Annotated in this window: 20 protein-coding genes, 1 pseudogene and 1 riboswitch; of the genes and pseudogenes, 10 read left to right on the forward strand and 11 right to left on the reverse strand. The window is 42.4% G+C overall.

All coding sequences use genetic code 11. The annotated features are described in order from the left end of the window. The 6 genes and pseudogenes from V7K31_RS09270 to V7K31_RS09295 form a co-directional block, all read right to left on the reverse strand. A partial coding sequence (locus V7K31_RS09270) for an nSTAND1 domain-containing NTPase (RefSeq protein WP_335093943.1) occupies positions 1 to 3,656 on the reverse strand: 3,656 nt, incomplete at its 3' end. Positions 3,657 to 4,144: 488 nt separating this feature from the next. Then, positions 4,145 to 4,288: a hypothetical protein gene (locus V7K31_RS09275; protein ID WP_335093945.1), complete on the reverse strand. Its 144-nt coding sequence runs from the start codon at positions 4,286 to 4,288 to the stop codon at positions 4,145 to 4,147. A 249-nt stretch (positions 4,289 to 4,537) separates the two neighbouring features. Beyond that, entirely contained in the window at positions 4,538 to 5,842 is a 1,305-nt protein-coding gene (locus V7K31_RS09280) for a P-loop NTPase fold protein (protein ID WP_335093946.1), read from the reverse strand. A gap of 203 nt (positions 5,843 to 6,045) precedes the next feature. Next, complete coding sequence (locus V7K31_RS09285; RefSeq protein ID WP_335093947.1) at positions 6,046 to 7,401, reverse strand: (Fe-S)-binding protein; 1,356 nt, start codon at positions 7,399 to 7,401, stop codon at positions 6,046 to 6,048. Between the two features lie 108 nt (positions 7,402 to 7,509). After that, positions 7,510 to 8,859 (reverse strand): FAD-binding oxidoreductase, encoded by a 1,350-nt coding sequence (locus tag V7K31_RS09290; protein WP_335093948.1) that lies wholly within the window; start codon positions 8,857 to 8,859, stop codon positions 7,510 to 7,512. A 135-nt stretch (positions 8,860 to 8,994) separates the two neighbouring features. Continuing rightward, positions 8,995 to 9,216: pseudogene (locus tag V7K31_RS09295) on the reverse strand (type II toxin-antitoxin system HicB family antitoxin). A 433-nt stretch (positions 9,217 to 9,649) separates the two neighbouring features. Between V7K31_RS09295 and V7K31_RS09305 the strand changes: the two are divergent. Continuing rightward, complete coding sequence (locus V7K31_RS09305) at positions 9,650 to 10,420, forward strand: uracil-DNA glycosylase family protein (protein WP_335093950.1); 771 nt, start codon at positions 9,650 to 9,652, stop codon at positions 10,418 to 10,420. A 177-nt stretch (positions 10,421 to 10,597) separates the two neighbouring features. Here V7K31_RS09305 and V7K31_RS09310 read toward each other — a convergent pair whose 3' ends face one another. Further along, positions 10,598 to 11,119 (reverse strand): GNAT family N-acetyltransferase, encoded by a 522-nt coding sequence (locus V7K31_RS09310; RefSeq protein WP_335093951.1) that lies wholly within the window; start codon positions 11,117 to 11,119, stop codon positions 10,598 to 10,600. Next, positions 11,109 to 11,393 carry a type II toxin-antitoxin system TacA family antitoxin gene (locus tag V7K31_RS09315; protein WP_335093952.1) on the reverse strand — a complete coding sequence of 95 codons (285 nt, stop codon included), beginning with the start codon at positions 11,391 to 11,393 and terminating at the stop codon, positions 11,109 to 11,111. Before V7K31_RS09315 ends, V7K31_RS09310 begins: the two co-directional genes overlap by 11 nt. A 207-nt stretch (positions 11,394 to 11,600) precedes the next feature. Between V7K31_RS09315 and V7K31_RS09320 the strand changes: the two genes are divergently transcribed. The 7 genes from V7K31_RS09320 (at position 11,601) to arsC (ending at position 17,974) form a co-directional block, all read left to right on the forward strand. Further along, on the forward strand, positions 11,601 to 11,738 hold the full coding sequence (locus tag V7K31_RS09320) for a hypothetical protein (protein ID WP_335093954.1): 138 nt from the start codon (positions 11,601 to 11,603) through the stop codon (positions 11,736 to 11,738). 432 nt (positions 11,739 to 12,170) lie between these two features. Next, a riboswitch (adenosylcobalamin-variant (AdoCbl-variant) riboswitch) is annotated at positions 12,171 to 12,260 on the forward strand. A gap of 50 nt (positions 12,261 to 12,310) precedes the next feature. Further along, positions 12,311 to 13,924: a precorrin-3B synthase gene (gene cobG, locus V7K31_RS09325; protein WP_335093955.1), complete on the forward strand. Its 1,614-nt coding sequence runs from the start codon at positions 12,311 to 12,313 to the stop codon at positions 13,922 to 13,924. Further along, complete coding sequence (locus V7K31_RS09330) at positions 13,849 to 14,475, forward strand: precorrin-8X methylmutase (protein ID WP_335093956.1); 627 nt, start codon at positions 13,849 to 13,851, stop codon at positions 14,473 to 14,475. The genes cobG and V7K31_RS09330 overlap by 76 nt, the downstream gene beginning before the upstream one ends. 2 nt (positions 14,476 to 14,477) lie before the next feature. After that, positions 14,478 to 15,182 (forward strand): precorrin-2 C(20)-methyltransferase, encoded by a 705-nt coding sequence (locus V7K31_RS09335; protein ID WP_335094015.1) that lies wholly within the window; start codon positions 14,478 to 14,480, stop codon positions 15,180 to 15,182. A gap of 383 nt (positions 15,183 to 15,565) precedes the next feature. Further along, positions 15,566 to 15,892, forward strand: a complete 327-nt coding sequence (locus tag V7K31_RS09340; RefSeq protein WP_335093957.1) for an ArsR/SmtB family transcription factor — start codon at positions 15,566 to 15,568, stop codon at positions 15,890 to 15,892. A gap of 246 nt (positions 15,893 to 16,138) precedes the next feature. Next, entirely contained in the window at positions 16,139 to 17,224 is a 1,086-nt protein-coding gene (locus tag V7K31_RS09345; RefSeq protein WP_335093958.1) for a PstS family phosphate ABC transporter substrate-binding protein, read from the forward strand. Positions 17,225 to 17,575: 351 nt separating this feature from the next. After that, complete coding sequence (gene arsC / locus V7K31_RS09350) at positions 17,576 to 17,974, forward strand: arsenate reductase, glutathione/glutaredoxin type (protein WP_335093960.1); 399 nt, start codon at positions 17,576 to 17,578, stop codon at positions 17,972 to 17,974. Between the two features lie 176 nt (positions 17,975 to 18,150). On the opposite strand, the gene V7K31_RS09355 is transcribed toward arsC, so the two are convergent. Both V7K31_RS09355 and V7K31_RS09360 read right to left on the reverse strand, forming a co-directional pair. Next, positions 18,151 to 18,432: a hypothetical protein gene (locus V7K31_RS09355; protein ID WP_335093961.1), complete on the reverse strand. Its 282-nt coding sequence runs from the start codon at positions 18,430 to 18,432 to the stop codon at positions 18,151 to 18,153. Positions 18,433 to 18,939: 507 nt separating this feature from the next. Further along, positions 18,940 to 20,604 (reverse strand): iron uptake porin, encoded by a 1,665-nt coding sequence (locus tag V7K31_RS09360; RefSeq protein ID WP_335094016.1) that lies wholly within the window; start codon positions 20,602 to 20,604, stop codon positions 18,940 to 18,942. A 436-nt stretch (positions 20,605 to 21,040) separates the two neighbouring features. On the opposite strand from V7K31_RS09360, the gene V7K31_RS09365 reads away from it, so the two are divergent. After that, complete coding sequence (locus V7K31_RS09365) at positions 21,041 to 23,416, forward strand: hypothetical protein (protein WP_335093962.1); 2,376 nt, start codon at positions 21,041 to 21,043, stop codon at positions 23,414 to 23,416. A gap of 103 nt (positions 23,417 to 23,519) precedes the next feature. Here V7K31_RS09365 and V7K31_RS09370 read toward each other — a convergent pair whose 3' ends face one another. Continuing rightward, entirely contained in the window at positions 23,520 to 23,711 is a 192-nt protein-coding gene (locus tag V7K31_RS09370; protein ID WP_334943205.1) for a hypothetical protein, read from the reverse strand. Between the two features lie 543 nt (positions 23,712 to 24,254). Here V7K31_RS09370 and thrC point away from each other — a divergent pair. After that, a complete protein-coding gene (gene thrC, locus V7K31_RS09375) occupies positions 24,255 to 25,346 on the forward strand; it encodes a threonine synthase (RefSeq protein ID WP_335093963.1) in 1,092 nt (363 codons plus the stop codon). The last annotated feature ends 3 nt before the right edge of the window (positions 25,347 to 25,349 follow it).

A 25,349-nucleotide genomic window follows, 5' to 3' on the forward strand; every position in this document is an offset into this window, starting at 1 on the left:
TCATGGAGCAGTTGCCCTTGCAGGTTCCACAACCGCGCTGTCTTGTCATCTGATGCCGTGGCGATGGTTTTGCCGTCCGGGCTGAAACTCACACTATTGACAATGCCTTGATGCCCTTTGAATTCATGGAGCAGTTGCCCTTGCAGGTTCCACAACCGCGCTGTCTTGTCATCTGATGCCGTGGCGATGGTTTTGCCGTCCGGGCTGAAACTCACACCCCAGACTGGGCCTTGATGCCCTTGGAACTGGTTACGTTCTTTAATATTATCAAGAATAGTATGCAAAGCAAAAATAGGGCTGATAGCTGGATATTTTTCTAGAGGACGACCATCTTTTACCAGATTTTTTAACTCTTTACCACTCTGCACTGCTGACACCAGCGATTCTAACTCCGTATACTCAAACTGTTTTGCAGCATTAACTCCAGCCCGTTCTAATTCTGTTCCCTCTTGTGCTTCTTTTTGTGCTGCTTGCGCTCCTTCTGTTGCTTTCTGTGCTTGTGCAAGTTTTGCTCGCGCTTGGTTGAGGGTGGTTTGGGCCTGTTGAGCTTGAGATTCTGCTTGCTGTTGTTTTGTCGCTGCTTGTTGTAATTTTACCTCAGAAGTTTTTACTATTTCCCTTGCCGTTTTAATTCTTTCCTCTGCTTGGGCGTTTTTCCCTTGTAATTCTGAGGCTTTCTGTTTTACTTCCCCTAAATCTGCTTCTGCTGCCTTAAATTTCCCTTCTGCGGCTTGCTGATTCTTCTGCGCTACTTGAAACTTTTCCTCTGCATCTTTCTTTTTAGTTTCTAATTCTTGCGCTTTATTCTGTATTTCTGCCTCTTTATTTTGCGTAGCTTGCAAGCGTTGAGTTACTTGATTGTAATTTGCTTCAGCCGTTGTCATTTTATTTTCTGCCTGTTGCTTTTGATTTCCAGCATCCTTAGCAACTTTAATTTGATTCAACGCATATAAAGATGATATACCTGCCAATAATAATAGACACACCGCTAAACCAGAACTTACCGTCAACCGCTTGCGTCCCTCTTGAATTTGCTGGTCAGCTTTGCGTTTTGCATCAGCTAATATCTGCCCTGCCTCTTGTTCACGCTTCAATTTTTCTTCTGCTTGCAAGCGTTGTTCTCGCTCTCTTGCTAGTTCAGCTAACAACTCACTTCCCTGCTGTTGGCGAATAAACGATACAAGATAATCATGCACCAATTGATAACGGTCAGCAGGAGATTCTGGTAACAGCAATACTAACCTAGATAGCACAAAAATCTCTAAGATCAAATCTAGTTTATCGGCTTCTGCTGGCAAATCTGCGACTAACTCAGCACGAGTCTTTAGGGGACGAGTACCATTTTCATCTGTGAGCAAATATAAAACCAGTCGAGCAACTTGTTCATTCTCAGCACCACAATCATGGATGACTTCTTCTAAAAATTGCTCAACCAGTTTTTCTTTAGTGCCAAACTGACGATACTTTTGTAAAGTTGTAATTTTCTCAGTTTGCAGTTGCGTCCCCACAATTTGTAACTCAATTGGGCGGACTTCCCCCAACTCACCTGCTAAATCCCGCACTAATTCATCAATCAATGCTGGCTCAAGATAAAAGTGAGAACGTTCTGTTAAACTCTGCACAACAGCTTTAGCATCTGCTGGTGAAAAGTTACCCAAATAATAGCGAATGTTTTTATCAAGAATATTATTATTAATAACACCTAAATCAAATAATCTTTCTAACTCTAATAAATAATGTAAATAATCTTCCCGCAAAGATAAAATAACCTTCACAAAAGGAATATCTAGACAGACTCGCAAAAACTCATAAAATGCTCGTCTTTGACTTTGGTCGGTATAAACAAAGAAAAACTCCTCAAACTGGTCAAACATTAAAACCGTCAACAAATTTCGGCCAGCATTTCTCCGCAATTGTTCTAAAATAGCTGCTGAAGAATCAAGATTCACAGATAATTGATTACCTCTGACTTCCTCAAAAGCTTTAGCTAAACTCTGCCCCAACATTCCCACCCAATCTGTATACACTCGCAACAAAATCGGTAAAGCATCTCGCTCACCAATTGCTTCCTGTTGTAGCGCCGGGATTAATCCACCCTGTAAAATTGAACTTTTACCCACTCCTGATTGACCATGAATTACAGTCAATTTATGCTCAGTCCCGCCAATTCTTTCTCGCAACCGCTTTACATCTTGTCCCCGACCAGAAGCAGCAATTTCTTGAGCAATTGTTTCAGGATTTTCTACTTGCAACTGTGCAGAATTAATTGCCTGTCGCTGTGGGTTAAGATAAGATGCACCAACAAAAGCGCGAAAACCATACTGTTGTTCAATTTGTAATTGCTCTTGCTTAATATAAAAAGCTTTGAGATATTCACCTTGCCCAAAATAGAGTAAGCGTAATGTCTCTAATATAGATATATACAAATGCGGATTGTATTGATGATTACTTTCATTTTTGCCAGCTTCTAAATTAGTAATTGCTGCTTGAATTTGAGCTAAACCCTGTTGCGACTTAGCTAAAATAAACCGATACAACCCAAATTCATCTGGTTGTAAATTAGGAATATCAGTTAATATTTGCAATGCTTGCCCCGCGAGTTGATGCGCTTCACTCCAGCGTGACTGTTGTAAGGCTACCTCTGCCAAAAAACCATAATCTTTAGCCAACTGCAACGGCGTGCCATAATTTTGATGTAGCGGCAGAGATTTTTCCACAAGGGCTTGCAACTCTGCCCATGCTTGCAAACGTCGCAGCACTTCACCCAGTTTAGTAATATGTTTTGCGACTAAATCTAAACGTTGTGCTTGTTCAAAAATATCAATAGCTTGCTGAAGGGAATTTCTAGCCTCTTGCCAATAACGTTGATTTTCTGTCTGATTTTTTTCGGCTTGGCGGTCATAGGCTAAAGCAATATTAACGAGTAATATACCTTGTCGTTCTAAATAATTACTTTGTCGCCAAAACCCCAAACTTTGTAGATAATGTGCTAAAGCAGAATCTATCTGGTCATAGAGATAATCATTAAAGCCAAGCACAAACTCTAAACTGGCTTGAAGTACTGCTTCTAATACTTCTCCTCGATTTTGCAAATCCTGACGGGCGGTTTCTAGTTCCCGGCACATTTGGGCATTAGGCGTTACCTCACCAGCAAAGATTTCATCAGTTTTTTGCTGGAGGAAGTTGACTAACTCATCCGTAGGGTTTTCAAACTCAATGATAGTTGCCCAATTCTCTAAATCAGTTGCTAATCGAATAAATTTTTGCAGAACTGAATCATTAACCCATAACAATATCGGAAACGGGAAGTTCTTTCTAAACTCCTCCCGTACTTGGTTAGCTGAAGTCAGAACTGTGTCAACATCTTTAACCGACTCCAAACCAAAAATCATCAATGTAAGTGCCTGTTCATCTCCCAGTTGTTCGCGTATATTTGTGTAAAGCGTTTTGACCGATGCAGGTAAAGTAATTTCGCTAATGTGTAGAGGAGATAGTTGGTGCAAACGTTGTACCATGCGCTGACGTAAAACAGCATAGTTACAGCGCAACAAAATCAGCGAAAACTCACCCTGAGAAAGGGTAATTGCTCGCACCAGAGTTTGCAATGAGCGCTCATTGTCAGGGGCTAAATTTTCTGGCTCTTGCTGATTACTCATAACATAACGCCGTATTGCAACTTTTTCTTAAACCTAACTCCCAACCCCTTCCCTACTGGGAGCATCTCAGTTTTGCAAATATACCAGATGAGAAACAAGATTCTTGCTCCCTCTCCTTACTAAGGAGAGGGTTGGGGTGAGGTTTTACAAGGCTTTTTACGAAAGTGAGATGCTCGCTTCTCTACTAGCCTTGAGAAGCAAGAATCAAAGCCTCTCCCCCACAGGGAGAGAGAAATAGAAGCGGAGTTCTAAAAATAAGTTGCACATCACGTAAAATAGATAATTTACCTTATACCGTTTCCTAATCACATAAACTACATCATAGCCCCCTCCTCGCTTGCGGGGAGGGGGTTGGGGGTGGGGTTCTTGTCTCTCACTCAACCGAGAACCGCTATATACTAGTCATTTGCATAATGTAATCATACAAATAGGGTGCAAGAGGATGATTTTTGATAGTTATAAAAAGCTGTAGTTGTGAAAATTAGAACTTACACCACTCCCGTCACGACTAACACCGCTCCCATCACGACTGACACCGCTCCCGTCACAACTGTAACCGCTCCCGTCACGACTGTAACCGCTCCCGTCACGACTGTAACCGCTCCCATCACGACTGTAACCACTCCCGTCACCACTGACACCGCTCCCGTCACCACTGACACCGCTCCCATCACGACTGTAACCGCTCCCATCACGACTGCAACCGCTCCCATCACGACTGAGATGGTTAACGTTATACTATTTCACAAAATACCTGATAACTAAGTCGGCGCTAATATTTCAAGCTATGTTAAGAAATTTAAATGTAATGTGTTGTCGCCAAGCGCCGCACCGTCAAGAATTGAAGGTGCGTTAGCCTACTGCATAACACACCCTACGGGCTATGGACTAAATTCCTTAGCTTCAGTCAAAATCGGATTAACATCAAACCAAGAACCATCCTCATTTCGGTATTCAAATACAAACATACTGCGGAGCAAAAGTTCGTATTTTTCATTACCTCTCAAGCTTTTGCCTTGCGCCACCTCACGCAGTACTTCCCATTCATCGGGCGTAATTGCCAAAGTTAGCTCATTGCGGCGTTGTTTAATTACCCTGTCTACGCACTCCCGCGACAAAGGGGGGTCTTCTTGCTGAAGACAGCGAAACAATAACATTAGTAAATTACGCAAATGACCGCCGCTAACTCGGCAAAGTCGCTCTAAAGTATCAGGACTATCAAAAACCTCAGTAATTAAATTCCGGTTTTGTTCCCAACTAACACCAGGAAAAGCCCTCGTCATAACCATCTGTTGCAGCAGCGTGATTCCTTGTGAGAATTGCGAACCATCTTCTAGTTGCACAGGAACCATCGGTAAAACCTTGGGGTCTACGCCAAAGCGATTTGTTAACCTTCCTAAAGCGTTGGAAAAAATCAATACTAGAGGAATAGTATAAACAACATGACAATTTAGTTGATTTAACTGTTCACCGCGCTCAACAAAGAGATATTCTGGCTGGTAATAACCCGAAGGCTTCAAAGAATTATCCACTCGGTCGAGATTATCGACAATTACCACCAGTCCTTTTTTACCTTGCTGCTTGAGTATTTCTCTAGCGGGCTTGAGCAATTCTTTGTTAATTGATTCTAAAATGCCATTAGTGCGCGGTTCTAAATATTGTCGCAACTGACCGCGAAGTTTGGGACTATCTTTAGTTTTAGCAGTAATCTTGGCAATACCTACAGACAACTGAGCCTCCACCCCAATATCTAGCGGCGTTTGCAAAAACTCAGAAATTTCCGTAAACAGATTTTTAAAGTATCCTGGCTTAATGTTAATTTTTATTGCTTCCAGGCTTTGACTTACCTCACGAGCTACTGCCAGTAAAATATCTGTAACATCAATATCAGCCATATCCAAGCTTTGGCTAGACTCAAAATAAACCACATGAAATCCCTGCTGCTCTAACTCTGCCTTTAGCCGCAGTAACTCAGTGGATTTGCCACAGCCGATATGTCCGGTAAATAATTGACAGGTAGATTCTTCTGGTGAAAGGTGGGTGATAGTTCGCCCAAGTTCTTCAATAATCTTGGCACCACGCACTTTGGAGAAATCAATATAATACTGTCTATCTTCCGGTTTGCTGACAACCAGAGTCTTGCTGGGGTTGCAAGCTTGAAAAAACCTGACTAAATCTAGTTTCATTACAAATCACCCGAAATTAGCCTTGACACTCTTGCCCATTTCAGTGATTATACAGACGACAAAGCCGCTATTTCGGAAAAAACTTCTTCAAAGCAGCTGATTAAGGACTTCCAATTAAAAAAATATCTAACATTTCTTATGGGGTGGACATCTTGTCCGCCCTTCGTTACGGGCGCTCGTGTCGCCCACCCCACAAGAAATGTCTATAATTCCAACTTTTCACCCCGAATCGAATAATCTAATAACTCCATCGGGTGAATAACTGAAATTTTCTTACCTTGCAACTGCAAATGTTTCGTAATTTGCAAAGTACACCCCGGATTAGCAGAAGCAATTAACTCAGCCCCAGTATTCAACAAATTCTGCACTTTTTGCTGACCCAATTCTTCAGAAACTTCCGGTTGCAGCATATTATAAACCCCAGCACTGCCACAACACAAAGCTGCATCTATTGGTTCTCTCAACTTCACGCCGGGAATTTGTCGCAACACCTGACGCGGTTGCACGCTAATCTTTTGTCCATGCAATAAATGACAAGCATCTTGATAAACTAAATTCAAGGGTTTATCAGTCAGTGGCGAAAGTTTTGCTGTTAACCCAACAGTTGCCAAAAACTCTTGAGCATCTTTAACTTTAGCCGCAAAATCCTTCGCTTTTTCCCGATATTCTGGGTCATCTTCTAAAATATGACCGTATTCCTTCAAAGTATGACCACAACCAGCAGCATTGATAATCACAAAATCTACATCAGTATTAGCAAAACTATCAATCATCTGCCTTGCTAAAGCTTTCGCCTGTTCTGCTTGTCCTTGATGTTCGGGAAGCGCCGCACAACAACCTTGAGATTTCGGAATCACAACTTCACAACCATTCGCTGTTAAAACCCGCACCGTTGCTTCATTCACTGAGGAGAAAAACAGCCGTTGGACGCAACCCAAAATTACCCCGACTCGGTAGCGCTTCTCACCTTGGGCGGGAATAACAGTAGGGAAATTATCTTGAAAAGATTTGAGAGTAATTTCTGGCAGAATTGATTCCATTGCTGCCAAACGGGGCGATATTTTATTGAGTAAACCCGTAGCGCGGAATAATTTGGCAAACCCCAACTTTTGATAAACCAATAACGGAACTAATAAAATCCGTAAAAGTTTAGGATAAGGAAACAGAGAAAATATCAATTGACGAAAAAATTGGTCTGGTAAACTGCGGGGATAATTTCGTTCAACTTGGTGACGAGTTGCAGAAATCAACTTGTCATACTGCACACCAGAAGGACAAGTACTCACACAAGCAAGACATCCCAAACAAGAATCAAAATGTTCTACAGTTGCCGTATTGAGAGGAATTTCACCCTGATTAATCGCATCCATTAAATAGATACGTCCTCTAGGAGAATCCATCTCCTTCCCAAGCACCCGATAACTAGGACAAGTTGAGAGACAAAATCCACAATGTACACAACTATCAATCAACTTCGGATCAGGTGGATGATTCTCATCAAACCCTTTCAAATTCTTTAAACTAGCCGTATTATTAACAGAATTTTCTGAAACTTGCATAATTAATTCTTCTCCCCTCTTCCTTTGCATCCTTGGCACGGCAGTTGCTTGAAGTCGAGAAACCGCAAGGGCGCACTGCCTCGTCCTTGACGGTTCATTTTCTTCAAACTAAATACCACCCACAAATCTACCAGGACTTAAAATATTCTTACTATCAAACTGTTCCTTAATGCGGCGCATCAACGGCAAAGCATTCCCCGTGTAGCCCCAGACATCTACTTCTTCTTTAACCGTTACTGGTGCTGACAGAATTGTTAAAAAACCTCTATGAGCTTCAGTGCGTAGGCGCAGCCCGCCGTAGGCATCGCCTCCGGCAGAGCGTAACTCATCGCGCAGTTTCAAAACCTGATTTTTATCCTCTAATTGTAACAAACCTAAACCACTACTTATATGAATTAAACCCAACTCTACCTGAGTCAAAATCTCCACGGCAGCAGTAGGTAACACTCCTATTTTGCAGGTAATTACAGATTCTGTGGCAGTAGTATGTATTCGTTTTTGTAATCTCTGCCATAGATTAGTTTCATCACCATCTGCAAAAATTGCCCCATCTAAACCTAACTTTTGTCCTACTTCCAAAACTCGATTTGACTGTTCCTTAACACTCTCGCTAATACTTTGAAAGCGGGCAATTAATCCCAGTCCTTGACCCAAACCTAAGCTGGACACCAGTTTAGCGGATAGCAAATCAGCCTGAACTGGTGTTAACGCCGAACCCCGAAGGATATTAGCCGCTTGGGATACAGCCTCTGCACTACCAGTCAGTACCACCGTCCCTGATGCCTCTGATAGCGGATATAGGCGAAAAGTTAGTTGACTAATAACTCCTAATGTGCCATAAGACCCAGTAAACAACTTCATCAAGTCATATCCGGCAACATTTTTGACTACTCTTCCCCCAGCTTTGGCGACTTGTCCATCAGCACGCAGAAAGGTAATACCTAGTAATTGGTCGCGCACACTACCATAACGTTGCCGCAGAGAACCTGTATCACCTGTGGCGACAATACCGCCAATTGTTGCCGACTCTGGGGCTGTGGGGTCAATGGCAAGAAATTGCCGCGACTTTGCTAAAAGTGCTTGGAGATCAGAGAATTTCATCCCAGCTTCTACTGTGACAGTGAAATCCCCAACAGCGTGTTCAATCAGTTGGTTGATGCGTTCTGTGCTGACTACGACATCAACGCCCTTAGCTAAACCGCCCCAGCTGAGTTTACTGCCACTACCACAGGGGAGGACGCGCCAGTTGTTTGTGTGAGCTGTGGCGATGACAGCAGCTAGCTGTTCTTGGCTGCGGGGATAGACGATACAACTGGGAGGATTTCCAGAAGTTATAGCCTGTTGGATACGTTTTTGCTGACCTACTTCGATATTTTCCCAAAAACAAACAGCATTTTCTTCACCGACGATAGATGCAAAATAAGAAGCGTACACGCCTTGCGGCTTGTCGTTAGACATCGCTTTGATTCAGTTTATTTTTTACGCCCTATATCTAATTTACTGGCTAACCTGACCAAAAAAGCGGATTGTTACCGTCAGTCCTGAGAAAACAGCCCAATTGTGGAAAGTTAAGAATTTAGACCAACAGTTTGCTCAAGGTTGCGATTGGCTAAAAATAATTGGCTCTGGCAAAGCTTTTCGTTGCTCTTTATACCATTCAATCAGAGAATCAATTACTTTCTGTCCATGTTTAGCGGCTTCTTCATAAGTCTTACCATGAGTGTGGAATTGTTGCCAAGGAAATTATGGTAAGTGTACCAAGTAGCAATTATCTTCGTCTGACCATTGAATTATCATATTGTAGCGATCGCTCATTCTTCTTCCTAGTTGCTTCAAAACACGATTGACTTGCTTTTCCAAGTATCGGGGTGCATCGTCTCCATCTTTTCCAGCAATGGTAACTGGTTGATCAGGTATCAATGGGTGAGTTCAGAAGGTATGACTACCTTTTGCAGGACGATAGACAAACCCGGTCTTCAACAAAATTGCTTTTAACTATCTAATTTTGTTGGGCATCTACCCTCAATCTAAATCGCCATACTGATTATTGTCTATTAAGCTGAGGAAGCGATCGCTTAATTTAATTGAGCGATTATCGCCAGGACTTACGCAAAAACTCTCTCAAACTCTTATTCCTTCGTGTACTTCGCGTTCTTTGCGGTTCATTTTTCCGTTACTGGTGCGTAAGTCCTGATCGCCTAACTTGTGCAAAGCACCCATTACTATCAAACTAAAAACCAGTTCCAAAATGAATAGATACTTGTTTTCAGAGTTCAAAACAAATGAGTTTCAAGCCTTAAGTCACGTTGTTTGTTCAATATTTGACACAAACCCTCAAGAACTGCATTCACTTTACAATTACTTGCGTGGTACATTTAATAGTCCTGGTTATACCACGCACACAATCAGCCGGAGCTTCTTTGAGTCACAGGATGAGTTTTTTCAGAAACTCTATTGTCAGTCTCCGGCTATTGGAGTTGACTTACCAAGCCTTTTAGAACAAGACAATGGCACTCTAGATAAAGTTACTGTTGCAGTAGTTGGTCAAGACCCTAAGCGAAATGAAAGTAATCAAGAAATATTAGTAGGAACTCCATATGGGTTGCATTTAAAAGGATGCCGAGAAGAGTATTTCAGAACCAAGCTTTACTTTGAATTTATAAAAGTTATCTGTGAATTAGGATATAGAGTTTATTTAACAGATATTTTCAAAGTTTGGGTTTGTGATGTAAACCGTAAGTATCAGGCACTTAAACTAAGTCTGAAAGACCAAGAGAGATTCTTAAAAATATTGAAGCCGGAATTGGAAGTTGTTCAACCAAATGTGATTATTACTTGGGGAAAAGTTTCTGGACGTATTATCGGAAATCTAGAACTAGGAATTAAGCATATTGAATTTCCTCACCCCAGCGGAGCTGCAAACCATACGTGGAAATCATTAATAGGGCAATCTCCTAGTCAAACTAACAAAATAAATTTCTGGAAGTTAGAGATTGCTAGGCTTTTAGAAGCCCAGTAATGACTCATCCTATCCTTTGATCATAATAGTTCATTATCTTTTATTAACTTTGATAAAATTAAAAATCACTATGGTGCTGCTTAACTCCCCATGCCTGATGAAAAGAGATGTCTGACGACAAACCGAAGAAGCGTCTACGCTCTTTTCACAGTAACCTTTAAGATTTATATAGTTCTGTTAACCAAACTCTCTAACTATCGTTGTTATCGGCAGAAATAGTGAGAGTTCATTGTCTTGAAAAGGAATAAACTCATACTTAAGATAAAATTCCTTTGCTTGCAAATCGATAGCATCAACTCTCACAGCGTACATACCAATTTCTTGAGAAGCACGAACAGCACGATATAAAGCATCAGCTAACAATTCACCTCCCAAACCTTGTCCTTTAATCGAGTTATCTACAGCTAATCTCCCAATCAACATTGCTGGAATTGGATAGGCAGGCATTCCACGATGATCAGATTTTGGTAAGGATTCATACTCAATAATGCTGGCACTGACAGTATAATAGCCATGAATCTTTAAGCTTCCTGATACCGGAATTGCTACAAATGTTTTAGCAATTCCCCTATTATGATTTTGCCGCGCATATTTATTGAGATAATCATTCAAAATTGCATAACCGCAATCAAAAGAATTTCTTTGATGCTTTTTATCAATTGGTACAAAATTCCATCTTACCTCGCTATCACTTGTCATACTTCTGTCTATATTTGTGAATAGTAGATTTGAGTTTTCCCTTCAGTTCTGGGGGGTTTTCCATTACTGACATAAACAAATCTCTATCAAGATTAGACAGCACCAGCCTTTCATTCGCATCTATATCTTGCTTGGCGACTGGCAAAACATGAAAAAGTGTATAAGCACTCAAAGAAATTCCTTTAAGACTCGCAGCACGTTCTAATAGTTCTTTTTGCTCTTGCGTAACTCGTAAATCGATACGGCAATCTTTTGCAGATGATGTTTCTGACATGGCTAACTCCCACCTTTAGCTGAGTCTCTGTTTACAGCATAGCTAATATTAGTGGCTAATGTACACACAATATTTTGAGGCAGGATCATTTTTTCATCACCTCCAGGTGAATTAAAACACTAGCGTAGAGATCGCGTAGACGCGGAGCGGCTTGTCGTTAGACATCGCCTCTTCGCCCGTTTGCCCACGAACTTAGATAAAATCACTATGGTGCTACTTAACCCTAAGACTGATGAAAAGCGATCGCTCTTGTTTTTACCCCCTTTGATATTTCCCGAATTAACCCAAGTTGCTAGTTACTCTCCGTTAGCGCTTTGCATTGGCGTATTGGGTCACTATTCATAATAAAATCCTCTCCAGATAGAAAAAACGGAGGGGATTTTGGTGGAGATCGTCAAAATCAGTCACCTCCCCCCAATGTCGAACAACTTCCCCACCAGCATGTGGCTTTCTCAAAGCCTCGCAAACCCAAACCATTACCCTAACTCCTCCTAATTGTAATAAACCTACACCTGTCAGAGGGCTTGGGGTGTAATGACTGTGGGAATCATAACTAAGTAGGTAGGCGTAATTAAATATAAGATCAAACCTCACCCTCAATCCCTCTCCCTGAGTTCGGAGAGGGAAGCCGGAGGCAGGGTGAGGTTTTATATTTAATTTGACCCACTTACTTAATTAGCCGAACTTGATATGATTACATGGACGAGGAATGGAGGAGGGAAGAATTTTCAAAATATGAAGCATTAAATTTTCTGACTGCCTTATCGTGCTAAATTACTAACACTTCGAGTTGGGAAACTCCGGTGAAATTCCGGGACTGTGCCGCAGCTGTGATGGGATCACCCAAGTCAGAATGCCAACTCTCAGGACACACACACTATCTACTCCCTGCGTTGCACGGGGAAGGAGTTTCAAATTTGCTTTCTGGATTTGCCACTTGTCCTGGCCTGTTTTATGCTACACCCGCCGCAGATGGGATATTATCTCGCATTAGAATACCAGGTGGGATTATTAGTAGTCAGCAGTGCCGTGCGATCGCAGATATAGCAGAACAGCACGGTGGCGGCTATGTGGATGTGACTAATCGAGCTAACCTCCAAGTCCGCGAAATCCGCACGGGGATAAATGCTGAGATTCTCAAGCATTTACAGGATATGAAATTGGGTTCTGGCAATCCTGTTGTAGACCACATCCGCAATATTATGACCAGCCCAACTGCTGGTATCGACCCCCAGGAATTAATCGACACTCGCCCTTTTGTCCAAGGTTGGGATGATTATATCGCTGCACATCCGGCGCTTTCGGGACTGTCGGCAAAATTTAGCGTTTGCTTTGATGGTGGTGGAATAATTCGGGTGTGCGATCGCTTGAATGATATCACCTTTGCTGCTGTCTTAGTTAACGGTAATGTTTACTTTCGTCTCCATCTCAGTGTAGGCGCAAAGGGTCAACCGCCTAGCGATATGGGAATTTTGTTACCACCAGATGAATGTTTGCCCGTCTTGGCAGCTTTGGCGGATGTCTATCTAGCTCATAGTAATACTACAAATAAGGGTCGGCTACGTCTCTTAGAGTTATTAAATACTTTCGGTTGTGAAAATTATCTCCAGGAAGTTAAGCAACATCTACTTTTCCCTCTTTTATCCAGTGAAACAAGAAAAGACCTAACCCCCCAACCCCCTTCCCTGCGTTCGCCAAGCGTGCCGAAGGCAGGGAAGGGGGAGGAATTCTCACTGCAAGGAGAGGGGAAGTATCAGCATATTGGCATCCATCCCCAACGTCAGCAAGGCTTATTTTACCTTGGTGTTGTCTTGCCCCTTGGGCGATTGGAAAGTAAGCAGATGCGGGGTTTAGCAGATATAGCAGCAAAATACGGTAGCGGCACTCTAAGGTTAACCCCGTGGCAAAATTTACTCCTGACAGATATTCCTCAGCAATGGGTTGATGATGTCCAAAGTGAAATTGCTTTCTTAGGATTAAATACCTCTGCAACCAACATTAAGAGTGCATTAGTTGCCTGTTCTGGCAAAAAGGGTTGCGCCGCATCTGCCACAGATACCAAGGATCATGCGTTGGCATTGGCAGAGTATCTTGAAACTCGCCTGACTCTGGATTGTCCAGTTAACATCCACTTTAGCGGCTGCGAAAAATCCTGCGCCCAGCATAGCAAGAGCGATATTACTCTCCTCGGTGTCAGCATTCAGGCTGACAATGGAACTGTTGAAGGATATCACGTTTATGTTGGTGATAGCAAGCAGAAATTCGGACGTGAAATATATCAATATGTGACTTTTACCGAACTACCTGCATTAATAAAGCGGATGCTATATGTATATAAAATTCAACGCCTAAATTCTAATGAGTCCTTTGGGGAATTTGCTAATCGATATGCGATCGCCCAATTACATCAATTATTTAATCACAATTCAATCCAAAATCTAAAATCCCAAATTGAATGCCCGACTACATCCGAGATGCCAACGAAATTTACCGTAATTCCTTTGCAATCATTCGGTCAGAAGCGAACCTAGATGCGCTACCACCAGATGTAGCAAAAGTTGCTGTGCGTCTTATTCATGCCTGTGGGATGACGGATATTGTCACTGACTTGGGATATTCACCAACAGCAGTACAATCTGCCAGGGCAGCACTGGCACAGGGAGCGCCAATTTTGTGCGATTGCCGGATGGTTGCTGAAGGTGTTACCAGACGGCGGTTGTCTGCAAACAATCAAGTTATCTGCACTCTCAATGAGCCAGAAGTGCCAGAAATTGCCCAGCGTCTAAATACTACAAGGTCGGCAGCAGCTTTAGAATTATGGCGATCGCACCTTGAAGGAGCAGTGATTGCAATTGGCAATGCGCCTACAGCACTGTTTCGGCTATTAGAAATGCTCGATGAATTAGCTCACAAACCTGCTATAATCTTAGGCTTTCCAGTGGGGTTTGTGGGTGCAGCAGAATCTAAAGCAGCACTGGCAGCAGACAGCAGAAATGTACCATTTTTGACATTACATGGTCGGCGCGGTGGAAGTGCGATCGCGGCAGCAGCAGTTAACGCCCTGGCAAGAGAGGAAGAATGATGATGAAAACCAAAGGTCGTCTTTATGGAATTGGTGTCGGCCCAGGCGACCCGGAACTATTGACTCTCAAAGCGCTGCGGTTATTGCGTGCGGCTCCCGTGGTAGCCTATCAATCAGCCACAGATAAGGCAAGTATTGCTAGAGCGATCGTGGCGCAGTATCTTCCTGGTAATCAAATCGAAGTGCTATTTCACCTCCCCCGCGCTTTGGAGCCAGAAAAGGCAAAGTCTATTTATGACAAGGAAATTGAACCAATTGCTGACCATTTAGCTGCGGGTCGAGATGTCGTGGTGCTATGTGAGGGTGATCCGTTTTTCTATGGCTCATTCATGTACCTGTTCACGCGGTTATCTGACCAATACGAAACAGAAGTTGTCCCCGGAGTTTCCTCACTGATGGCTTGTCCGGTAGCCTTGGGTGTACCTTTCACCTACTACACCGATATTCTTACCGTCTTACCCGCCCCATTACCAGCAGAAGAACTGACTACACATCTGCTGATTACCGACGCCGCCGCAATTATGAAGCTGGGTCGTCACTTTACCAAAGTACGAGATATCCTGCATAAATTAGGGCTAGCATCACGAGCAAGATATATTGAGCGGGCATCAACGTCACAGCAACGTATCGTACCCCTGGATGAAGTTGATCCAGATAAAGTACCCTATTTTTCAATGATTGTGATTCCAACTAAGAACCGACTATAAACCAAAAACTAATACAGTTGAGTTAAGCATTTCTTTCTTATCTTTGTTCTTTTAGGAATGCGTTCTACTTCAAAATATCTGTTTTACCAGGGGCGATGTCTGCGACGGGCTACGCCTACGCATTTCCTGGATTTGGATAAATTTACAAAACGTACAAAACGCACAAAACGCACAGGCATAAGACGCGATGAATCGCGGCGATCAAAAAAGCGATCGCATTCGTAAAGCTATTATTACCCGATTAAAATCGACCGCAGACTTAAAAGCAACATCTACACAGATGGAGTAACGACCAATAAGTAGGCATCATTCACGGTGTAATGATGCCCATTGCTTTGCGATGATTTAGACTTTACCATAAAGAAATACTTCAAAAAAAGTTGATGGCTTCTAATAGCACCCTCACTCCTAATGCGATCGCTGCTGGCTTTCATGCTCTGTCTGACCCCCTACGGATTCAAGTATTAGAACTACTGCGCTCTCAAGAACTATGCGTGTGTGACCTGTGCGACCACTTGGGAACCACTCAGTCTAAACTGTCTTTTCACCTCAAAACCCTGAAAGAAGCTGGTTTAGTTCGCCCTCGTCAAGAAGGACGCTGGATTTACTACAGTCTCAATCTGCCGCAGTTTGTTGCCCTAGAGCAGTATCTAGCAGAATTCCGCCGCTTTAGCCCAATATTACCTATTCGTCCTAGCCGCGAGACTTAAAAATCCATCAAATCTTTTTGTAATGTTTTGTTTACTTCTAGCTCTGTAGTCATTTAAAAATCAATTTTTTTTGATATGGTAGAAGTAGATCGGCACGATAAAACCCATGTATATTTAGTTTTATAAAACCTGTGTGATCAGCGATTTATAAGCTGTTTGCTGATTTTACATTTCGTCATATAGGTTAATTTTTTAACGCTGACTTACTTAGATATACTCTTAATATAATTCACAAGGATGGTGTCTATGAAGACAACAGCAAAGGAATTGGCGATGCCTGGGTTGGGCTACGCCTACGCACTGGGAATATTAGCTTTAACGACCAGTTGCACAGTAGCATCTAACACATCTGCTCAAACTCAGCAGTTACAGAATGAAGCTAAGGTAAGAGATTCTGGTAAGGCTGGAACAACAATAATCGAAATTGATGGTTCCAGCACGGTCTATCCCATTACACAAGCGATCGCGAAAGACTATCAAGCTGACCCAAAGAATCAGGTACAGGTTGCAGTTAACATTTCCGGTACTACTGGTGGGTTTGAAAAATTCTGTGCTGGAGAAACCGATATTAGCGAGGCTTCCCGACCGATTTTGAAGGCGGAGATGGAAACTTGCAAGAAAAATGGTGTGGTATATATGGAGTTTCCCATTGCTTTTGATGCGCTTACCGTCGCCGTGAATCTGCAAAACAATTGGGCAAAAGACATCACAGTAGCAGAGTTGAAAAAGATTTGGGAACCGGAAGCCCAAAAGAAAATTACTCGCTGGAACCAAGTACGTGCATCTTGGCCAGATCGCCCACTTAATTTGTATGGTGCTGGGAAAAAGTCTGGTACTTTTGACTACTTTACAGAAGCGACTGTAGGTAAAACTAGAGCCAGCCGTAATGACTATACAGCGAGTGAAGATGATGATGTATTGGTGGATGGCATCACCAAAGATCCAAATGCTTTGGGTTACTTTGGCTACGCCTATTACGAAAAATCCCAAAATAAATTAAAAGCGCTGGCAATTGATAGTGGCAAAGGTGCAGTATTACCATCACGTCAAACTGTAGAGAAAGTTCAGTATCAGCCCCTGGCTCGACCTTTGTTTATCTATGTTAATTTTCGGGATAACCAAAACAAAGCATTAGTAAACAAATTTGTCGAATTTTACATTGACAAAGCACCAATAACAGCTAGTGCTGTGGGCTATATACCTTTACCAGACGACAGCAAACACCTCAATTACGTTCACTTGTATCAAGGAAAAGTGGGAACCGTATTTGAAGGAAAAGCAGAGATGAACCTGACAATTGGGGAATTATTACGGAAAGAAGGAAAGTTTTAGACATGGACAATCATCCAAAGCCAGAGCTATTTCATTCTCATCTAGCCCGCCTCAGAATTCATTCTGAGTCTAATAACAAAAGTCCTTTGAAGACGACTAGAAAGGGTTACAGTCCGTTAAAACGGACTTTAGCTAAAAGCCTGTGAACTTTAGTTATGGGCGGTTTATGTCTAAAACGAAATAGCCCTGATCCAAACCAACCAACTTGTTCATTATCAAACTTTGAATAATGTCAGCTATATGAACTCCGTAATGAACAAAAAGACTTCAAAACGCCTCTCTTTTATTGACCGCTTCCTAACCTTGTGGATTTTTTTAGCAATGGCGCAAATTATTCGGAGAAGTTGAACCATGAAACGTGTAATGTTTGTCTGTAAAAAGAATTCTGCCCGTTCCCAAATGGCGGAAGGTTTTGCCAAAACTCTTGGTAAAGGAAAGATTGAAGTGATTAGCTCTGGATTAGAAGCAAGTCTTGTCAAACCAGAAGCGATCGCTACCATGAAAGATGCAGGTATCGACATTACTGATCAACACTCCAAACCCCTAAGTGATTTCCAAGCCCAAGACTTTGATGTAGTGATTTCTCTGTGTGGCTGTGGCGTGAATTTGCCACCGGAGTGGGTGACACGGGAAGTATTTGAAGACTGGCAGTTAGATGATCCAGCAGAGCAACCGGAAATTTTTGCTCGTGTGCGCGATGAAATCAGGGAACGGGTCACTCGCCTACTCCAAGTTACATCCGTTAAATGAGGCTAAACTTAATGGAGCAACATTTTTAGAACTAGCCTACTGTTAGATACTGGGATAAGGGAATGGATGAAGATTGGTGGAAGAACTTAAAGTCTGAAACGATAAAAGATAGGCTACCAGGAGTATTCATCATCTGCGCGACAGGACTAATTTTCTATGTTCTACTCGTTGTTTTGTTATGGATATGCCGTCCTTGGCTCAACAAACCCAAAGCAAATTTTCACGAAAAATATGTTTCCCAAGTTCAAGTCAAACGTGCAGGGATAGCAAGCCTCACATCCTCTGGTTTGGAATAACCAATAGACAATCCCGGCTAGACTCTCTAGTTCTTTATTCTCTGCTTCTTGATACAGAATTTTTGCTACGGCTTGGAGATGTTTCTGGAGTTTTTTCTGATTGGCTGGTTTGATTGTTGAGTAAGGATTGATTTCTTCCTCTATTTTGATTGATTCTGTCACTATTCAATAGTTCATCTGTTCTAGCAAAGTTGACATGCTCCCCATTTCTGTTGACGTTCTCCCCGTGACTTTAGGCTCCGGTGTACACACAAGTCATCGAATTATCCAAAACAATAACCTCACCCTGTCCTGACTTTAATCCATCTCCTTAGTAAGGAGAGGGACAGGTTTTGCGTAGCAGAACCAGGGTGAGGTTTTTTTAGGCTATCTGGAATTTATCATCAAGTATACTTAGGTTCATAATGAACTTCGTTGCCAGTAATTTTTTCTCTAGTATTACCCAGAAAAATTCCATTAGAATCAGTATTTGCTGGGAATTGGCAAGTGCCAAAATTATTTACTATTTGATTGGTAAGCATTTGGCAATTTGGCAGATTGTTATGAGAGTCTTTTGATATATTGCATAAATTACCAAGATGTTTTTACTTTTTATACAGAGGACGGGCTAACCCCCGTCTTTTTTATTGGTAATTATTTAAGTTCTATAATATTTATCTGCAAGCAGAATTAAAAAGTAAAAGTACTCCGCAGAATGCCGATGGTAACTGAGTCACTATCTGGTGTGTTCCCAGGCTCCAAGATATGAATTATTCCCGGTGTAATGCTAATGTTATCTGTTAGCTGGAAACGATAAAATGCCTCGATTTGAGTGGTTGTCCCTGGTTGTCCACCTGCACGTCCTAAGCCGGTATTAATAAAATCAGGGACATTATTCCCTACAGGTAGGTCGCTATGGGTGATTTTAGGAGGTTGACCGATATAAATGCCCGCCAAATTTCCTTTAGCAAATAAATCAGGGAAATTTAGAAACACCATATAATTCGTCGTCTCTACATTTCCAGATTGTCCAGGAATGTAAGATTTAGTATAACCACCCCATGCACCGGCGCTAATGCGCGGAGAAATTTGCCAAGTTAGAGTCGCACCCACGGCGTTGGTTTGCAAAGGTGCTGATTTTCCAGTAGTGGTATTAACTGTAGTTAAGCATTCATCACCAACAAAGGTTATTAAACAACCATTTGAGGAGTAATTGTTAACGTAATACAAACTTAAATCTAGAGTATCAGTTGGTGTTAGCAGCAATTGCACGCCTGTAGTGGTGGTTCCATCAAATAAACCGCTATCTTTACCGGGATTTCCTGGTTGATAACTAGTATAAATTGCCTGCAAACTAGCGCGTTTAGCAAATTGCCAATCAATAGCTATACCGCCGTGACCATATCCCATATTTAAAATTGGGTTTCTTTGGGCAAAATAAGACAACGGGCCGGTTGCAGCACTTTCTACCCGATTAGGGCCTCGGAAAGCAGATGACATACCTACGCCTTCTGTTCCCACCATTATTGCTAATTTATCTGTCACCAGCCAATGAAAATTGAGGTCACTTACAATCAAGTTATCTGTAGGAAATTCGTAGCCAAGAAGAACATCATTTCGGGACACACTATTGGTAAATCTCGGCGTAGTTCTTCCTTTACCATCTAAAAGACCTGTAAACAAGTAACTACGAGGGGTGATTTGACTAGTTAAATATAGTTGCGCTAGGGATATAACATTAATGTTTTTCCCTGCATCATTTGTATCTTTTTGTCCATCTCTAGGATTAACATCACCACGATTGTTAGTCCGTCCTTGAATGCCAACTATCAGTAATCCATTGAGTTTGGTTGTTCTTGAGAATTCGTTGGCTTTGATTTCGGTGGTTTTGGCTTCTAAACTATCGACACGACCCCGCAAAGTTGCTAATTCCGGGGCAAATTCTGACTGCAATTTTTGTAATCTTGTTAAATCTTCGCGGGTGACTAAATCGCTGGTGGCTGTAGTGATTAATTCGTTGACTCTATCTAAACAAGCATTCACACCCGCAGCAAATTCATACCGAGTTAAGGCGCGATTACCGCGATAGTTGCTATTTGGATATCCGGCTATACAACCATAGCGTTCTACCAAAGACTGTAATGCTTGGAATGCCCAATCGTTAGGTTGTACATCCTTGAGTTGAGAAACCGATGTAACTTGCGCCATCGGATTTTCTGGGGAAAGGCGAGATGAGGGAATAATATTATCACTCTTAACTCCTGACTCCTCAGTAGTTCCTATATCTGTGTACTCTTGTGCCAGTGCTTTTTGTGCAACTCCATTTACTCCGGCAATTAGTAACCATGCGAACATCCAGGTTTGGCGATGACTGCGGCTAATAAGTCTACCTTTCAACTTTTTACACTCTGCTCACATACTTAAGTGAGTAGAGTGTATTCGCGATCAGTTAGGGTTCACATGGGGATATTTACGGATTTTGTCCAAAATTAGACTTAATGCTTCTGGGCAACTTCTGAAAGGGCGAGTATAACAGGATATTAGGTACTGGGGACTCTTAAGAGTCAGAGGGAGCAAGAATTTTAGATTTTAGATTTTGGATTTTAGATTGAAATTTAATCCAAAATTTAAAATCCAAAATCCAAAATTGAATTGCCCCATGTCCCTCATCAGTGCTGAGTTTTGAGTGCTGAGTGGGGAATCTCACTTCTTTACTCGGAACTTGGAAAAGAGCAACTGTTTTGCCCAATGCCCAATGCCCAATACCCCACTGGATTGATTGGAAACTAATATGGCAAATCGCCCACGCAAGCTGAGGCCAAAAGGCTCTAAACTAAATAAACCTCATGCTGGTGTGATGAAACGCGTTGCTAAAAAACCCCAGAAAATGCTAAAACGGGGAAGTTGGTTGTCATCAATGCTAGCGATGCCTACGGCGGCAAGCTACGCAATTCTCTTGACTAGTGCTAGTCTAATTATGGCTTTTGCCTGGATTAGTGTTCTCTTCATCTTTAATCCAGATCAGGTAAGCTGGCTAAATAAAATTTTACCTGTATGGGCACAAATTCCCCTTGGTAAGCACGAACGCCCCCAAACTCTCAAAGAAATTCAACTCGATTTGAGTAAAAAAAACCAAATATTTGGGGAAACTCTACCTTTATATCAAAATGCGGAAAACTCATTTTTACTACCAGTTTTTCAACAGCGTGCTAATTGTCAATCTAATTGTGAAGAACTTGTGGAACTGAGGGTTTACGAACGCTCAGAAGAGTTAGAGTTTAAATCTCAGTCAGAAAATTATTACTATCTAGCGACTCAATTACCTGTAACAGGGCCAGATGAATCCTTTGTGATTTCTCCCTTGCTTGATGGGATATCAGAACCCCAGGATATCAGCATTCCCCTACCTTTAACTGAGGTGCAACGCTTTGAAGGCGGGACTCCATTACCAGGAGTTTGGTTTAATTTGCGGGGTCAACGCCAACTAGGAACTGGTGCGATCGCTTACGGTTATGTCGTATACTACAATCCAGAACGCACGAATTTATTACAAATGTTGTCTTGGACTAGTCCTAATGGACAATTGCCCAAATGGCAGCAGGTAACTGGTGATGGTACAAAAGAGTTAGTTGTTGATCAAACTATCGGTTTAGAACCGCACTTACAGGTTTACCAAGTCAAGCCTCTGAAGTTATTCCTCAAACCAATTCAATTGGAGGCGATTACCCTCAACTCACTAGCCCTCAAGGATTCTGCATACCAAAACGCCCTGTTAATTGCCCGTAGTGGACTGTGGACACCAGCCTTTGAATGGTTGAAATTCCTCAAGAAACAGCGCAAAGGAGTTTTGCCAGAGGCGGCGCAAGCGCAAATGGATTTGATTCGCTTGCATTCCCAACTTACTAAAACCCAAGCCCAGAAAATTTGGGCAAGTCCTAGTCAAGAAGTGCTGGCAGATTTGATTGATGGTCGCTGGGGGAAAGCTTTACAGGTGTTTGAAGCGTCGCCACATAATGTCCAAGAAATTGCTACTCTACTCAAAGCTGATGAAAAACGGTTGTGGAATCGCACAGCCGCCGCGTTGCGGGTGAACCCAAATAGACTAGATGTGCAAGCTTGGTTCGCTTTGATTTTAGCAGTTCAGCGAGGAGAAGCAAATGCTAATTCCTGGTTAAAGGCTCAACCAGAAATTACAAAAGATCATCTTGCCTATATTCAAGGTCTATTAGCAAGACTCAATGGTGAGGGTACATCGCAAATATCCTCTACTCACCCTAGCCAAATTGTTGGTACAGTGCAAGCAATTACTCAAGTCATCAACACTGAATGGCTGCAACCAAATTCCCCAGCAGATTTGAAACTGACAGATAACCAAGTTTGGTATCAGGTAGAGGTGAGTGCTTTTAATGATGGGAAACGCTGGCTAAATTCCCCCTTTGAGAATTTCAACCTACCCAAAACTGACACCGCCAAATTTTTCTGGAAAACTTTGGGAATCACTTCTGACCCGGAAATCCAAATTGTGGTCTGGTTGCCAAATGGAGAACAACAAATTACTCTAGCCGCTATCAAAGCGGTGCAACTACGGGGTAAAGTTTTGCGCCTATTAGTTGCTGGTCCAAAAACTCCAGGGAATCTAAACGATGTTCTCCAACCCAAACCTTTAGCCTTGACAAATGCAGCGCTGGAATGGGTGCAACCATCTCCAATCACTCTACAAGAAGAGTATCAACAAAATCCCCAAGGGGTCAAGGCAATTTTATCGAGTCTGTGGCAATCTTTACAGCAATCTGGTGAAGTTCCGGCTGGTGCTATTCCAAGCTTTGAGCAGATGCAGGTAAAGTTGGGTGATTGGCCAGTTCAAGTGATTGATTTAACAAATAACACTAAACCAGAAATAATACTGACTATCTCAGTAGCAGAAATAGCATCATTGAATCAGTCTACACCTGGGATTTCGGCGGAAAACACAGAGCAACGCCGTGAACGGACGATAATTTTGTCTGATAGTAATAAAGTAATTTACACTGATTTTACAGGAAATTACCTACAAAGACTCTCTGCGATCGCCAAACTTTCAGGGGTGCAATCTTTAGCTTTACTGGTAGAAAATGCTCATAACTACAGTTTGAGGCGCTGGTCAGAGAAAAATCAGCGCTTTGAATAGCAGTCCCCTTAGCAAAATTTAGCCCCTGACTAAAATTTAGATTAGAGAGGGGAAAAGCGACGCCGAATAGCCCGTCGTAGACATCGCTATCGACAAAACTGATTTATTCTTTTTGGTTAGCGTTGGCTAGACGTTGGTGCTTCAGGTTTTCCAACTGCTGCAACAGGGAGTCTACCTCTGCTTGTAAATGCATGAATTTAGCTTGCTGGTCGTCTTGATAATAAGACTTGGTTAACTTACTAACCCAGTTGGTCTGGGAGTCGCGATCGGAAACACTAGATAAACAAGTAGGCATCGCTAATTAAATCCACAACTTAACTCACACCATTAGAAATATTATAATAATGCTCTTTTAAGCTTTATGATAATATTTGAGATTTTAAATCAATTACTCTAATGGATTTCAGGTTTAATCATCAGAGACGGTGATCATAATGACTGTGTTCCAGAGAATACATCCCCCCAAGTGTGCAAAACTTCCGTCCAATCGACGGTACTTAGCAATACTGAATTGGTAGCTTGTCAATTCTGGTTGTATGAATTATTATCACTGTTTATGGGTAATTTACGCAAGAAATCAGATATAGACTATATTTCGTTAAACCGAAGAGTGCCGTGGCCGTTTATGATCAACTGACGTTTTAAATAAAATAAAAATAGCAAGTGTAACGCCTGTACCACAAAAAATAATATTCTTAATAATATACGTTTGGAATTAAGGGACTCTTAACTGGGAACTGGCAAAGAGAAATTTACTTTCTGACTCTTCCCCATTCGGCGCTTCCTGATCCCACACTTTCTAAATATCCGATCCTTACATTAAGAAATTTTAAATCCCGTGACTTTGAGCCTGTCTACTGCTAAATCTCATCGCCAACCCTGGCCCGGACTGATAGAAGCCTATCGCGAATACTTGCCTGTGAGCGAAAAAACACCGATTGTGACTCTGTTGGAGGGTAACACACCTCTAATACCAGTGCCAGCGATCGCCGAACGCATTGGCAGACAAGTGCGGGTTTTTGTAAAATACGACGGTCTCAATCCCACCGGCAGCTTCAAAGACCGGGGGATGACTATGGCAATTTCCAAGGCCAAGGAAGCAGGGGCAAAAGCAGTAATTTGTGCCAGTACGGGCAACACCTCAGCCTCCGCCGCCGCTTATGCAAGGCGTGGGGGAATGAATGCCTTTGTACTGATTCCCGAAGGTTATGTGGCGCTGGGCAAGTTAGCCCAAGCATTACTCTACGGTGCAGAAGTATTGGCAATTAAAGGTAATTTTGACCAAGCGCTAGAAATTGTCCGCGAGATGGCCGAAAGCTATCCGATTACTTTGGTGAATTCGGTCAATCCCTACCGCCTACAAGGGCAGAAAACAGCAGCCTTTGAAATTGTTGATGTGTTAGGTGATGCCCCAGACTGGGTGTGTATCCCCGTGGGCAATGCGGGAAATATCACAGCATACTGGATGGGCTTTTGTCAATATCATCAAGCCAAAAAATGCGATCGCTTACCCCGAATGATGGGATTTCAAGCCGCAGGTGCAGCCCCCTTAGTACACGGTCAGCGAGTAGCACATCCCGAAACCCTAGCGACAGCAATTCGCATTGGCAACCCTGCTAGTTGGGAATTAGCTGTTGCAGCGCAAACCGCAAGTCAAGGTAATTTCCACGCCGTTACCGATGCCGAAATTCTCGACGCTTATCGACTTTTGGCAGCATCAGAAGGTATCTTCTGCGAACCGGCTAGTGCCGCTTCTGTAGCCGGGTTGTTGCAGGTGAAAGACCAAATTCCGACAGGGGCGACAGTGGTTTGTGTCCTCACAGGCAATGGTTTAAAAGACCCAGATACAGCCATTAAACACAATCACAGTCTATTTAAACAGGGTATTGCAGCAGAATTGGGCGCAGTAGCCGAGGCAATGGGATTTTAGCAC

The organism is Nostoc sp. (genome assembly GCF_036917675.1).
Taxonomy (GTDB): Bacteria; Cyanobacteriota; Cyanobacteriia; order Cyanobacteriales; family Nostocaceae; genus Nostoc.

Bases quoted from the DNA above. Each gene is read 5' to 3' on its own strand.
- V7K31_RS09280 (WP_335093946.1), bottom strand. From the start codon at position 5,842: ATGAAACTAGATTTAGTCAGGTTTTTTCAAGCTTGCAACCCCAGCAAG.
- V7K31_RS09285 (WP_335093947.1), bottom strand. From the start codon at position 7,401: ATGCAAGTTTCAGAAAATTCTGTTAATAATACGGCTAGTTTAAAGAAT.
- V7K31_RS09290 (WP_335093948.1), bottom strand. From the start codon at position 8,859: ATGTCTAACGACAAGCCGCAAGGCGTGTACGCTTCTTATTTTGCATCT.
- V7K31_RS09305 (WP_335093950.1), top strand. From the start codon at position 9,650: ATGAATAGATACTTGTTTTCAGAGTTCAAAACAAATGAGTTTCAAGCC.
- V7K31_RS09310 (WP_335093951.1), bottom strand. From the start codon at position 11,119: ATGACAAGTGATAGCGAGGTAAGATGGAATTTTGTACCAATTGATAAA.
- V7K31_RS09315 (WP_335093952.1), bottom strand. From the start codon at position 11,393: ATGTCAGAAACATCATCTGCAAAAGATTGCCGTATCGATTTACGAGTT.
- V7K31_RS09320 (WP_335093954.1), top strand. From the start codon at position 11,601: ATGGTGCTACTTAACCCTAAGACTGATGAAAAGCGATCGCTCTTGTTT.
- V7K31_RS09330 (WP_335093956.1), top strand. From the start codon at position 13,849: ATGCCCGACTACATCCGAGATGCCAACGAAATTTACCGTAATTCCTTT.
- V7K31_RS09335 (WP_335094015.1), top strand. From the start codon at position 14,478: ATGAAAACCAAAGGTCGTCTTTATGGAATTGGTGTCGGCCCAGGCGAC.
- V7K31_RS09340 (WP_335093957.1), top strand. From the start codon at position 15,566: ATGGCTTCTAATAGCACCCTCACTCCTAATGCGATCGCTGCTGGCTTT.
- V7K31_RS09345 (WP_335093958.1), top strand. From the start codon at position 16,139: ATGAAGACAACAGCAAAGGAATTGGCGATGCCTGGGTTGGGCTACGCC.
- arsC (WP_335093960.1), top strand. From the start codon at position 17,576: ATGAAACGTGTAATGTTTGTCTGTAAAAAGAATTCTGCCCGTTCCCAA.
- V7K31_RS09360 (WP_335094016.1), bottom strand. From the start codon at position 20,604: ATGTTCGCATGGTTACTAATTGCCGGAGTAAATGGAGTTGCACAAAAA.
- V7K31_RS09365 (WP_335093962.1), top strand. From the start codon at position 21,041: ATGGCAAATCGCCCACGCAAGCTGAGGCCAAAAGGCTCTAAACTAAAT.
- V7K31_RS09370 (WP_334943205.1), bottom strand. From the start codon at position 23,711: ATGCCTACTTGTTTATCTAGTGTTTCCGATCGCGACTCCCAGACCAAC.